General features: G+C 44.9%; 10 protein-coding genes and 1 pseudogene. 8 read left to right on the top strand and 3 right to left on the bottom strand.

Features of this window, described 5'->3' with window-relative positions; translation table 11 throughout:
• Positions 1 to 33: 33 nt before the first annotated feature.
• Positions 34 to 1,821: a CHASE2 domain-containing protein gene (locus QUA23_RS15100; protein WP_333076688.1), complete on the bottom strand. Its 1,788-nt coding sequence runs from the start codon at positions 1,819 to 1,821 to the stop codon at positions 34 to 36.
• A gap of 336 nt (positions 1,822 to 2,157) precedes the next feature.
• On the opposite strand from QUA23_RS15100, the gene QUA23_RS15105 reads away from it, so the two are divergent.
• The 6 genes from QUA23_RS15105 to QUA23_RS15130 all read left to right on the top strand — a co-directional run bounded on the left by QUA23_RS15105 (position 2,158) and on the right by QUA23_RS15130 (position 7,276).
• On the top strand, positions 2,158 to 2,895 hold the full coding sequence (locus QUA23_RS15105) for a DUF928 domain-containing protein (RefSeq protein ID WP_333076689.1): 738 nt from the start codon (positions 2,158 to 2,160) through the stop codon (positions 2,893 to 2,895).
• 141 nt (positions 2,896 to 3,036) lie between these two features.
• Positions 3,037 to 3,771 (top strand): DUF928 domain-containing protein, encoded by a 735-nt coding sequence (locus QUA23_RS15110; protein ID WP_333076690.1) that lies wholly within the window; start codon positions 3,037 to 3,039, stop codon positions 3,769 to 3,771.
• 229 nt (positions 3,772 to 4,000) lie between these two features.
• Positions 4,001 to 4,795: an HAD family hydrolase gene (locus QUA23_RS15115; protein WP_333076691.1), complete on the top strand. Its 795-nt coding sequence runs from the start codon at positions 4,001 to 4,003 to the stop codon at positions 4,793 to 4,795.
• A gap of 405 nt (positions 4,796 to 5,200) precedes the next feature.
• Positions 5,201 to 6,418, top strand: coding sequence for a DNA double-strand break repair nuclease NurA (locus QUA23_RS15120; protein ID WP_333076692.1), 1,218 nt, complete (start codon positions 5,201 to 5,203; stop codon positions 6,416 to 6,418).
• 129 nt (positions 6,419 to 6,547) lie between these two features.
• The gene (locus tag QUA23_RS15125) at positions 6,548 to 6,766 is read left to right on the top strand and encodes a hypothetical protein (RefSeq protein ID WP_006633087.1); all 219 of its coding nucleotides are present in this window, start codon (positions 6,548 to 6,550) and stop codon (positions 6,764 to 6,766) included.
• 180 nt (positions 6,767 to 6,946) lie between these two features.
• Positions 6,947 to 7,276, top strand: a complete 330-nt coding sequence (locus QUA23_RS15130) for a hypothetical protein (RefSeq protein ID WP_333076694.1) — start codon at positions 6,947 to 6,949, stop codon at positions 7,274 to 7,276.
• Between the two features lie 117 nt (positions 7,277 to 7,393).
• Here the strand turns inward: QUA23_RS15130 and QUA23_RS15135 are convergent, their stop codons facing one another.
• Positions 7,394 to 9,445, bottom strand: coding sequence for an ABC transporter ATP-binding protein (locus QUA23_RS15135; protein WP_333076695.1), 2,052 nt, complete (start codon positions 9,443 to 9,445; stop codon positions 7,394 to 7,396).
• A gap of 209 nt (positions 9,446 to 9,654) precedes the next feature.
• On the opposite strand from QUA23_RS15135, the pseudogene QUA23_RS15140 reads away from it, so the two are divergent.
• Positions 9,655 to 10,170, top strand: a pseudogene (locus QUA23_RS15140) (GNAT family N-acetyltransferase).
• Positions 10,171 to 10,260: 90 nt separating this feature from the next.
• Positions 10,261 to 10,782, top strand: coding sequence for a GNAT family N-acetyltransferase (locus QUA23_RS15145; protein WP_333076696.1), 522 nt, complete (start codon positions 10,261 to 10,263; stop codon positions 10,780 to 10,782).
• Between the two features lie 70 nt (positions 10,783 to 10,852).
• On the opposite strand, the gene QUA23_RS15150 is transcribed toward QUA23_RS15145, so the two are convergent.
• Positions 10,853 to 12,175 (bottom strand): tetratricopeptide repeat protein, encoded by a 1,323-nt coding sequence (locus QUA23_RS15150; protein ID WP_333076697.1) that lies wholly within the window; start codon positions 12,173 to 12,175, stop codon positions 10,853 to 10,855.
• Positions 12,176 to 12,191 lie beyond the last annotated feature (16 nt).

Genomic DNA, 12,191 nt, shown 5'->3' on the forward strand with positions numbered 1-12,191 from the left:
ATGATGCAATTCTCTATGCAGTCGAGTTCTCTGTCATTCTTCCTTGCCCCCCAAATCCTCCTTGTCTGCTAAACTATCAATTTTTTCATCCTTTATCCTCTTTTCTGCGCCCCTGCGGTGCCGCATCTGTTTGGCTTTGGCTTGCAAATCGCTGAACTCGTCATGGGGTTTGGTTTCGGCTGAACTAGCACCGCCACCCGCCTCGCACGCAGCCTTTGGTGAGCTGCTTTCCGATTCAGTCACAGGGGCGCGCTGCTTCTGCAGTTTGGCTTTTTCCTGCAATTGAGCTAAGTAGTCGTCTGTCTGACTTTCGACCTTGGGAAGCTCTGCGGTACTTGCAGTTATTTCTTGGGGTTCGGAAGGTACTTTGTCAGAGGTTTCTTGTTTGCTAATTCTCAGTTTATCTTTCTTTTGCTGCAATTCTTTAAAGAAATCAGATTCTGTGATTTCTGCGACTTGCTGTTCTTTTTTGGCTTGGTCTATTTCGATTTTGAAGACTTGTTTTACTCGATCGCTAATTGCTTTCCCATATCCGGCTTTATTAAATCTCTCTGCTGATACAATGCTACCCCCAGTTAAGATTAATGCTAAGGCTGGCGCTGCCACAGGCACCCACCCTCCCAACAGAAAAATCCCAAAGCCGATCGCGCAGCACCCGGACAGCATTGCTGCGAATGTCACCGTCAACTTCGCTGGGTGAGCCATCCGCGATGCCAACGTTCCTCCCACAATTGACCATCCCGAAATCCATAGGATTTCGGCCCATTCCGGCCAAAACCATAACATCGGTCTGTTGTCTAAAACTGCACTCAAAATTTGGCTGACTACTTGTGCGTGTGCCACGATCCCCGGCATGAATTGGTTGCTTTGCTGTCCCCCACTGTAAGGAGTATAAAAGAAATCTTTAACGGTTTCTGTGGTATAACCGATGAGCAATATTTTATCTTTAACTAAATTTGGGTCAACTTTCCCCTCTAAAACATCCGTAATTCTGACTTGGTTGGCAACTTGCCGCCTGGAACGATAGTTAATTAATATTTGATATCCCCTGACATCGGTATTTGTGTATCCTCCGTCATTGCTTGCTAGTTGTTTTAATTGGGTTTTTCCCAGCCATAAAGATTGATCGGGCGCAAGTTGAGGATAGATTTTTTGCCCTTGCAGGTAGCGGAGTGCTAGCTGGAGGTTGAAGGAAGCTAAAACTTGAGAGCCGTCATTGCAAAGATGTTTTTGGGCTGAGGATTTGCCCTTAATTGTCGGGGGTTTCATAAATAATAATGCCCTGCGGAGTATGCCACCGGGATCGACTCCGAAATCTGCAAATCCCACCCGGTTTTGTGGCAGCCCCGGCGCAGGCGGAGAACCGGGATTGTCCGGGCTTCCGTCGGTGACTAAACATACCCCGATAATTCGAGCGCTTTTTTGTAAAATTTTGGTTAATTCCTCGCGCCCGTCTCCTAAAGGTACGTCTCGCAATACATCTAAACCGATCACTGCCGGCTGCATTTTGTCAAGTTTTTGTAATGTTTCAGCTATTTTGCGATCGGATATCGGCCACTGTTTCAGTTTCTGAATGTCTGCTTCGGTAATCCCCACAACTAGCAAACGCGAGTCTGGCTGTTCTTCGGGACGCCACCTCACCATTTGGTCGTAAGCGCTTAATTCTAATGGTTCGAGTATTCCTAGTTGTCGGGCTCCCATCAAGGATAATGTTACTGCCGCGCTGGCAATTAATACAGACTTAGCCAATGCTAGTGATGGTTTATACATTTGACTCAATTGAGTCACTGCCGATCGAATTTTATTAGATATTTTACTCATTATCCCAGCATAAAAGTTTGACTCGTTTCTGGAACAGCAGTTGTTTCACATTTCCCCCCTGCTGGAGACTTCCTCCATCTTAGAACACTCGGAAACTCCGACCGCTTTGTTACAAAAATTTACATTACGTGGCGAGCAACTGTATCTAATGATACTTGCGGTTTAGGCAACCTGAGTTTTCCGACAGAGAATCCCCTTGCCGCTCGAATTAATAAATGTTATTGATGATATGTCAAGGTATAAATTGTGTATCTGCGCCCTCGACTAGCAGCTCAAAAATATTTGTCGCCATCAGCGAATGCCTGTCTTTGGAATTATAGTGAAAGGTACAACAAAATGAAACGTTTTCTACATCGGGCTACACTTGCGGTCGCCGTATCTGCGATCGCAGCTACCGTACCCAGTTCACTTGCACCGATGCGCGCACAATCCCAGCCGCTTCTGCTGAGTCAAAATTTTAATTTCAAGCCTCCCGACGTAACAGCCCCCACCAACCGACAAGGAGGGACACATCGCGGCAACAAGCTTTGTCCAGCGGGTTTATCTATTACTCCTTTAGTGCCTCCAACTAATATCGGTTTAACCCTAACAGAGTCTCCCACAATTTTTGTCTATGTTCCTCAAACCTCGGCAAAAATAGAGTTTACTGTCCTCAACGACAAGGAAGAGGAAGTGGTCTACGAAAAAACATTTAAACTGGACAAATCTGGGATTGTTGGAGTTACCATTCCTGCTACGGACAACAACAAATCCCTTGAAGTTGGTAAGCGATACGTGTGGTCATTTTCGCTCGTTTGCGACCCCGAAGACCGATCTGGAGATTTAGTTGTTAAAGGGTTCGTGCAGCGAATTGAACCGCAGGCAACTCTCAAGAGCGATTTGGCAAATCCCGACCCGATGACTAGGCTCAACGTTTATGCTCAAAATGGGATTTGGTACGAAACTCTCGCTACTTTAGCCCAAATGCGGCGTCAGACACCGGGGGATGTGAAGCTGACAGCCAAGTGGACGCAATTATTGCAGTCCCAAGGACTGGAATCTGTTGCAGCTCAACCACTGGTTGCGCCTCTTTAAATCTCGCTCTTTCTGGAAATTTTGTCGGTCTGCCGATGGCGATGTAAAAATTGACCCATTTACTCGATCGCGCCCGGGGCTAAAACTCCGGGTTAACATTAGAGATGCGATCTATAAATATTTCTACAAGTGGGTGGAAAAATGAAACGTTTTATACATTTTACTGCACTGGCGATGACTGTATTGGCGATCGCCGTTACTCTCCCCAGTTTGCTTACACCGATGCAGGCTGTGCCTGCACCCATTCTGCTGAGTCAGAATGTTAATTTCACACCCCCAGATGTAACAGCCCCCGACAACCGGCAAGGGGGGACGCATCGAGGCTGTAAGTTACGGGATGGTTTATTCATTACTCCCTTAATACCTGAAAGCAATATTGGTTTAACGCTAACAGAATCGCCAACATTTTTTGTATATGTTTCTCAACCCGCAGCTCAAGTAGAGTTTGTTTTGCTAAACGCAGATGAATCAGAAGTAGTCTACGAAACTACTATAAAAAATGACAAAGCCGGAATTGTGGGAGTTAGCCTTTCTGAGAAAGACCAGACAAAAAATATTGAGGTTGGTAAGCGATATGTGTGGTCGTTTGCACTAGCCTGCGATCCTCTGGAGCGTTCTGGAGATTATATTGTTAAAGGATGGATGCAGCGAATTGAACCCCAGGCAAATCTCAAGAATGATTTGGCAAATCCCGACCCTATGGCTAAGGTGATTGCTTATGCTAAAAATGGGATTTGGTACGAGACTGTTGCTACTCTAGCCGAAATGCGGCGCCTTGCACCCGATGATTCGCGGCTGACGACCGAATGGACGCAATTGTTGCAGTCCCAAGGACTAGAATCGATTGCCGCTCAACCGCTAGTTCAGTCTTTTTAATAACGACTGTTCACCAATCATTGCTGAGTGTTTGCACAGTCAATTCTTCAATTATTCAATCCACTGACCGAAAGCAGCCAGGGTACAAGCCCCCGTCTTTATCCTGGCACAACCAAAAAATAGTATCCGATAACCAGTCCCCAGATTCATCAGTGATATCGCTTTGTTCAATTCTCAAATTCTTCAATCCCAAATCCCAAATCCCAAATCTAAAATCTAAAATCGATTGATGGCTAATAACTTTCCGACAATTCTAGCTCTTGATTTTGACGGGGTGATTTGTGACGGACTAATCGAATATTTCCAGACAGCTTGGCGTACCTACTGTCAAATCTGGAAACCAGTCGAAACAGTGCCAGCTCCAGATTTAGCTTTGAGTTTTTACCGAGTGCGCCCCGCCATCGAAACTGGTTGGGAAATGCCGCTGCTGATCCGCGCACTGCTGACAGGAATTTCCGCAGAGCAAATTTTGCTAGATTGGCCCAATATAGTACCGTATTTGTTGACCGAAAATAATTTAAAAGCACAGTCTGTCGGCGCTATGTTGGACGGATTGCGCGATAATTGGATTGCTGAGGATTTAGCTGGGTGGCTGTCTTTGCACCGCTTTTATCCAGGGGTTGCGGATCGCCTGCACTCTTTGCAGAAGAGTTCGGTGAAAGTGGCGATCGTCACTACTAAGGAAGCTCGTTTTGTGCGGGAACTTTTGCAGCTAGCAGGGGTACAAATGCCGTCAGAGTTAATTTTTGGTAAGGAATACAACAAGCCTAAACACCAAATTTTGCGGGAATTTTTGGCGGCGTCTGGCAAAGACTCGACTATTTGGTTTGTGGAAGATCGGTTAAAAACTTTGCTGTCGGTGAAGCAGCAACCGGATTTATCTCAGGTGAGGTTATTTTTGGCTGATTGGGGTTACAATACTTTGCCAGAACGGGAATCTGTGGCTCAAAATCCACCAGTTCAATTGCTTTCTCTGTCCCAGTTTGCCGGAGATTTTGCCGATTGGCTGCCGCTCGAATGTTAATTTTAGATTTATTTACACTTGTGTTTTTTTTTCTTTTCATAGTCAAAAAAATCACAAAATTTTACATCTTTTTTGTTGACTTATGTGGCGTAGAAATGGTATTTTAATATAATGGGATGGTGGCAAAAATATTATTTTTGCCACCATCCCATTATAATATAAATATAACAGAAACTCCTCAAAAAAACAAGGCTATCGACAAAAAAATGTTTTTTTCATAGACTATTGCAGGTAATCTTGACCTCAAAAACCCGGTTATTTTACTATTTATGCGGGCGCGCACGAAGTATTTTAGTCTATCAAACCGCGTGTATGACCAAAAACCAAGCTTCGGCACCAAAAAATTGAAAAGTGTTTTGATAATTTCTCAGCTTGAAAGCTTTCTAATATTGAGACTTAAAACCTATGCTCGATTTAACTAAAGCAGCCAAGGCAATGCAGGGAATGAGCCAACATTTGAATGTGGAAGCTCAGGCCGCTCGCCAGCGTTTGGAAGTGGCTCAGAATTTGCTGGTAAAGGCGGCAGGCGAACAGGAAAAATTGGTGGAATTGCAAGAGAATTGGCGCGATCGCACTTTATTCAATGCTGCCACACCCATCGAGCCCTTAGACGAGCGCACCTACATCACCGCACCCCCCGCCGCCCACACAGTCTTTGCCACAGACGGATCGCAAATTTCCCCCAACCATCACGAAATAGCCTACTGCTACCTGCTAAACGTCGGCACAGTCATGCTGCACTACGGACAAAGCCGCCACCCAGTTTTAGACAGCGTACCCGAGGTTTTCTACAAACCCGAAGACTTGTACGGTTCGCGACAGTGGGGAATTAGAACCGAAGAATGGATGGGATATCGGCGCGCAGTTTCCGAAGCAATTGCCTTAGCAGAAATGGGTTGCAATTGGGCAAAAGTTAACGACAATAAATTGCCCGCGCCAGCTTTAGCAATGGTAGACGGTTCCCTGATTTATTGGTTTTTGGAACAGTTACCCACCGAAGCGCGCGATCAAATTTTGCTGCCAATTTTAGAAGCTTGGGACAAGTTGCGTTTAGCAGGAATTCCGCTGTTAGGATACTTAAGCGCTTCTCGCAGCAGCGAAAGCTTATCTTTTTTACGGTTTGAAGCTTGCACCCACGAAGTACCAGACTGCATGACAAATTGCCCGAACGTCGGATTTGCAGCCACAATTTCTTTCGCCGAAAAAGCACCTTGTCAAGAATTTGAACCTTTGCGGGATGCCATATTGTGGGCAACAATCCTGTCACCCGGACAAAGAAGCCCTTTGTGGAAATCCCAAGCTAGAATTTTAGATTTGTACGGTCTTAATTCCGTCTATTTCTGTTACGTTCACGTTGGCACAGAAATTGCTAGAATAGAAGTGCCGGAATGGGTAGCACAAGATACAGCACAGCTAGATTTAGCATTAGGAATGATGCTGGCTCAAGTACACAAAGGCGGCGGCTATCCGGTGACCCTAGCAGAAGCTCATAATCAAGCGGTAGTCACGGGGGGCGATCGAAGTCGCTTTTTCGCTTTGTTAGAGCAGCAAATGATTAAAGCCGGCTTAAAAAATGTCGGAATTTCTTATAAGGAAACACGGAAGCGCGGCAGTATTGCTTAAAGTAATAAGTACAGTCCTTGACGTAGGAACATGGTGTTTACGGAAATACTGCATCCCGGCTTTTAACACAGATAAAAAACCCTGTTTCTTTGGTATTGATACGTAATTTATGTAGAGTTAAAATGTTATATGCCAATAGAACTAATTATCTTAATTGCTTCGTTACTTGTATCTTGGCTAGTCTTTAATTGGGCGTTTAAAGTTTTGAAAGCCAGCATCGGGACAGCGATTGGTTTAGCAGCAATTGTGCTGACGATGCAGTTATTATTTGGCATTGGCCCCAATCAGCTTTTCCAACATATAATTCACTTGCCGGAAACCCTGGGGAAAATGATTTCAGGCAAATGATCCGATTTTAGATTTGCGATTTTAGATTTTAGAATGGAGGACAAATCTAATTGAATGTATGCCAGGTCTGCTGTGGTGGCACAGAGGCCTGTCGCTCAAATAAGTGTCACTCAAAAAAGCGACTGGTCGATCGCTCAGTCCGATCGCCAAAATAGAGCTAACGTATCGACATAAAAGCAAATGAATACAGCTTTATTAATTGCTTGGGCGATCGCCGGATGGTGCGGAACCATTCCCATTTCAGTCTTAATTCGGGAGCTCCGGCGGCGGTTTCCTCCTCCCCCTCCTCCTCCAGATCCGTTCCGAGAAATTGCCTTCCGCATCTCTGGGGTAGCGGGTGGCATGGCTGGGGGCTTTCTCTACAGCAGCGCTTTCCCGATGCAATCGCTGGATGCAGTCAATGTGGGGGTGACAGCCTTTGGGGCCTTCTTGAGTGGGATGCTGGCATCTGACATGGCGGGATTGGCGATGAGGCAGGGCGATCCGACTCCTCAGCTTAACGTGAAGTGAATCGCAGATAAAAAGTGCAAACAGAGGTTCAGTAGGAAACTTGACGGGGTTCTTACCCCGTCAAGTCCTGTATCTGGGTATTCCGAGAATTTTCCCTCTTCCTTCTTCCTTCAGATATTAACTTCCCAGCATTTGCAGCTTGTACAAACTGGCATACAAACCTTCTAGCTGCAACAATTCTTCGTGGCTGCCAGATTCTACTAACTGCCCGCGTTTGAGCACTAAAATACGATCGACATTTCGGATAGTCGAGAGCCTGTGGGCAATAATTATCGCCGTTCTGTCCGCCATCACACGCTCTAGAGCTTCTTGAATTAAAGCTTCCGTCCCCACATCCAAACTAGCAGTTGCCTCGTCTAGAACTAAAATACTGGGATTGCGAATAGCGGCGCGAGCAAACGCTAATAATTGCTTTTGTCCCCCCGAAAGATTGGTTCCCCGTTCCCGCAATTGCGTATCATAGCCTTGAGGCAACTGTTCGATTAAACGGGCAACATTTGTCTTTTCTGCTGCTGCTTGAATTTCCTCAATCGAGTAACTTTCTCCCAGGCTGATATTGCTCTTCACATCACCAGCAAATAAAAAGCCATCTTGGATAATTACGCCTATGTGCCTGCGTAACTCTGCTTGAGGCAAATCCCGAATATCGACATGATTAACCAGAATCCGTCCTCGGCTAGGCTCGTAAAGGCGGCACAGGAGACGGATAATCGAACTTTTGCCCGCACCCGTGGGGCCAACTAATGCTACTTTTTCGCCGGATTTGATGGTGAAATTGAGGTTTTGCAGGACATATTCGTCTTCTTTGTAAGCAAACCACACGTTGTCAAATTGGATTTCTCCAGATTCAGAATTCTGCGATTTGGCATTTTCACCCCCCCGAAGCTTGGGGGGGGTGGCGGGGGGTGATTGGGGATTGTTAGCCAATAAACGATATTCTGAACTTGCTGGATTTTGATGATTATCTGCCAATCCTCGATCGAACGGAGACAAGTTGTAAGCCGTTGCCTCTGGATGTCCAGTTATCAACAACGGTGAATAAGCTGCCCTTCTTCCTTCTTGCGTCTTCCCTCTTCCTTCTTCCTTCTTGCCTCTTCCTTCTTCCTTCTTCCCGCTAGTTGGATCTTTAATTTCGATCGGTTCGTTGAGAATATCGCTAATCCGTTCGACAGCGGTAAATCCTGCTTGAATAGCGGTAAATTTCTCAGCAAACTGCCGCAGCGGATCGAAGAGACGCTGAGCAAATAAAATGAATGCCGAGAGAGTACCGAAGTTGAGATTACCGGCTAAAACCCTTTGACCGCCCATCCACAAAACGGCTGCGATCGCTACTAAAGCAATCCATTCTAATGTCGCAGATACGGCTGAGTCGTAAAATATAGTTTTGTCAACGGCTTTAATGTAGCGCTTATTTGTGACGCGAAACAATTCTGAGTTGAATCTTTCGCGGCGGAATAGCTGCACTACACCAATACCAGTCAGGTTTTCTTGCAGTTGGGCGTTGAGATCGGAAAGTTCTTCTCTGGTATTGTAATTTGCTATGCGATATTGGTACTGGAAATAAATTATGACTGCGGTAATTGGTATCATCATCAGCACCAACATTAAAGCGAGTTGCCACTGCATGGTAAACATGAAAATGGCAATTACTAAAATTGAAAATAAATCGCTGACAATGCCGATCGCCCCTGAAGAGAAAACCTCTCCCAAAGCTTCTACATCGCTGGTGAGGCGAGTCATCAATTTACCGACAGGAGTGCGATCGAAAAATCTCACTGCTAGCGATGTGACGTGGGCGAACAAATCATTTCTAATATCTGTAGTAATTATTTGCCCTACTTTCGTGACTAAATAGCCTTGAACTGATTGCAGTGCTAATCTAAGTGTGATAGTTAGCATCAGCAAAATAGCCAAAATATTCAATGCAGCAGATAAAGACAATCCCCGCAAGAATTCGTAGGTAGGTTCCGAGCGAATTACGGAAATTGCCTGTCCGATGAGAATGGGTTGAATTGCTCCTGAGACTGCTAGCGGTACTAATAGTGCGATCGAAATAATCAGCAAGCGTTTGCTGCGGGTTGCGTAAGATGCCAACCTCATGAATAACCGCCAGTCTGTTTCCTGGCCGGATTTGTTTTTGGTGTCTGCTAGTGGTGATGAAATAGTCATTGATGGCAAAAACTGTACAATATATCTAGTTAATAAGTGTAACAAATAAAATGAATATTTGGCACTACTATCAGTAACAGGCAAGATGCCTGTTTCACAAAGAGTGTTTTCTTGTAACAGCAGGTTGGGTTGAGGAACGAAACCAAACCAAAATGTTTGTAGTCTGACAAAACTGGTATTATAATCTACTGGTAGAACTTATATTTATTATGCAAGAGATAGAGACAGCCCAATTGTATCTGAGACAATTTACACCAGACGACTTAGATGAGCTGTACCGCATCTACAGCGATTCAGAAGTGATGAAATATTTGAGCGAAGGCGTCAGAAATAGAGAAGAAACATCAGCAGATTTATTTCAGATAATCGCAGATTGGGAAAAACACGCTTTCGGTTTGTGGGCTGTTGTCTATAAAGAAAATAACTAATTGATCGGCGATGGGGGGCTTCGCTTCTTAGGTAAAACACCTGAAGTAGAAGTCGGTTACGTGTTAGCAAAAGCGTATTGGGGGAAAGGTTTAGCATCGGAAGTTGCAGCGGCTAGCCTCAAGTATGGATTTGAAGTATTGAAACTAGAAAAAATTCTGGCTGTTGCAGATACCGAAAACAGATCCTCGCGGCGGGTAATGGAAAAAGTGGGGATGAGATACCAGCATAACCTCGACCATTCCAATCGAGTATATTATTCAATCTCGCGAATAATCTACCAGTCAAAAGTATTTTAGTTGAGTTGAGGAAGGAAATCCAACCAAAATGTTTGTAGCAAGACTTATCAAAACTGGTATCATAATCTAGTAGGAGAAATTATATTAATCATGCAAGAAATAGAAACAGCCCGATTGTATCTGAGACAATTTACACCACACGACTTAGATGATCTGTACCGCATCTACAGCGATCCGGAAACAATGAAATACATCACAGGAGTTAGAAGTAGAGAAGCCACAGAAATCGCCATTGATACCATGATCCAACTTTGGGAAGAAAACAACTTTGGAATGTGGGCTGTAGTACATAAAATAGACCGTAAAATGATTGGCCGGTGCGGACTGGGTTTTCTGGACAAAACACCGGAAGTTGAGCTTGGCTATGCGCTCGACAAAGTTTATTGGAATCAAGGATTGGCGACAGAAGCATCTTTTGCTAGTCTAAACTATGGATTTGAAATATTACAGCTTGATAGAATAGTTGCGATCGCCCGCCCAGAAAATATCGCCTCGCAGCGGGTGATACAGAAAGTTGGCATGAAATATGAAAAAAATGCTCATTACTACGAAACAGATGTAGTATATTATTCTATATCGCGAGAAAATTACCAGTCAAAAGTAGTTTTGTAGGGTGCGCTAGGCGCACCTTACTGCATTTAAATTACTCGCATCCCAAATTGGCATTCTTGTCGGCTGACAACTACGAAGTCCTTTGCAATTGCTTGTTAACTTTTTGAATTTTCTTAGCAAAATACTCTTGTCTGTGTCCCAATCTTTTAGCCACGTCTAACCCTTTTTGATAGGATTCCAAAGCCTTATCGTAAGCCTTCATCTCTTGATAAACTTGACCGATATTGTCATAAGTGTTCATCACTCCGTAGAAATTGTAAGCCCGCTCTTCTAACAGCAACTGCATTTGATAAATCCGCAATGTCGGCTCCCATTGCTTTTGCGATCGATAAAGTAAAGCTAATTTATCCAAAGCTTCGCTAGCTTGGGCATACTGTTGAATGGGGACGGCTAAATTGTATGCTTCCTGATAGTATTGAGCTGCTAAATTGATTTGACCTATGGTTTGATAATCGCTGGCGATCGCAATTTTGAGCGGTGGTATAGCGCTGGGATTTTGCAGGTTGACATACACTGATGCTAGTTTTTCCCTGGCTGCGATCGCCTTTAAGGGTTGTTTCGACTGCTGGTAAACGTAAGCTAACTGTCTGAGAGTATCTACCTCAGTTGGAGGAGTTACAGGCTGCGGTGGCGCGCCGTTTCCCGCAACTACACCAGAACTTTGCACAGCAGAATTAGCAGCAAATAAAGCGCGGTTTTCCTGAATTAAAGTTGCCAATTCCTCATACACGGGAGCAGCTTTATCGTAACTCAACCAATTGATGTGAATAAGCCCGATCGCCTTCAAAATCTGACCTTGAGCCAATATATCTTCGTTTTGGCGCGCATTTTCGAGAATTTGTTGGTAAACTTCTACAGTCGGGCCTTTAGCGCGCACCTGCTGAAAAGCTGCAGCGAAGGCGGGGAGCAACTCAGTATTAAGTGGTACTTGGGATTTGAGTTCTTTTTGAATTGCTTGCAACCGTTTGGTAATAAGCTGTAGTTCGAGGTTTTTACCGTTACTCCAAGCAACACTTCCCACCCGACTCAAAGCAGCAATTTCCGCCGCAGGCCCGAGATACCTACGCAGCCGCAATTCTCGGAACCAAATTTCAAAAGCACCCGCGCCGTCTCCAGCTTCCAGTTTAGCCGCTGCTTCTAAGTTTAACTGCTCCAAAGCCGCGGTCAGTTCGTCCCGCTGAGTGCTGCTCAAAGATTCGTTAGCGGGAGCTAGGGGATCGGGTGTGGTAATTTCTAGAGGATTAGGAGAAAATTGATCGAGGCCTGGTGGATTAGTTTGGGCGCTAGCAATAGAACCAGCACACAGCCACAAGAAAAGCAAGCACCCAATTGGCACAGAACTTCTCATTCTTAAAATTTGGTTGCCGCGATTCGGCATCTCTTCTGGAAACATCAAGTTTTGCATATCT

It is taken from the genome of Microcoleus sp. Pol1C5, from assembly GCF_036701115.1.
In the GTDB taxonomy this organism is placed as follows: domain Bacteria; phylum Cyanobacteriota; class Cyanobacteriia; order Cyanobacteriales; family Microcoleaceae; genus Microcoleus.

What these genes read in the sequence shown, in the direction of transcription:
- QUA23_RS15100 (WP_333076688.1), bottom strand. Translation starts at nt 1,821, where the DNA reads ATGAGTAAAATATCTAATAAAATTCGATCGGCAGTGACTCAATTGAGT.
- QUA23_RS15105 (WP_333076689.1), top strand. Translation starts at nt 2,158, where the DNA reads ATGAAACGTTTTCTACATCGGGCTACACTTGCGGTCGCCGTATCTGCG.
- QUA23_RS15110 (WP_333076690.1), top strand. Translation starts at nt 3,037, where the DNA reads ATGAAACGTTTTATACATTTTACTGCACTGGCGATGACTGTATTGGCG.
- QUA23_RS15115 (WP_333076691.1), top strand. Translation starts at nt 4,001, where the DNA reads ATGGCTAATAACTTTCCGACAATTCTAGCTCTTGATTTTGACGGGGTG.
- QUA23_RS15120 (WP_333076692.1), top strand. Translation starts at nt 5,201, where the DNA reads ATGCTCGATTTAACTAAAGCAGCCAAGGCAATGCAGGGAATGAGCCAA.
- QUA23_RS15125 (WP_006633087.1), top strand. Translation starts at nt 6,548, where the DNA reads ATGCCAATAGAACTAATTATCTTAATTGCTTCGTTACTTGTATCTTGG.
- QUA23_RS15130 (WP_333076694.1), top strand. Translation starts at nt 6,947, where the DNA reads ATGAATACAGCTTTATTAATTGCTTGGGCGATCGCCGGATGGTGCGGA.
- QUA23_RS15135 (WP_333076695.1), bottom strand. Translation starts at nt 9,445, where the DNA reads ATGACTATTTCATCACCACTAGCAGACACCAAAAACAAATCCGGCCAG.
- QUA23_RS15145 (WP_333076696.1), top strand. Translation starts at nt 10,261, where the DNA reads ATGCAAGAAATAGAAACAGCCCGATTGTATCTGAGACAATTTACACCA.
- QUA23_RS15150 (WP_333076697.1), bottom strand. Translation starts at nt 12,175, where the DNA reads ATGTTTCCAGAAGAGATGCCGAATCGCGGCAACCAAATTTTAAGAATG.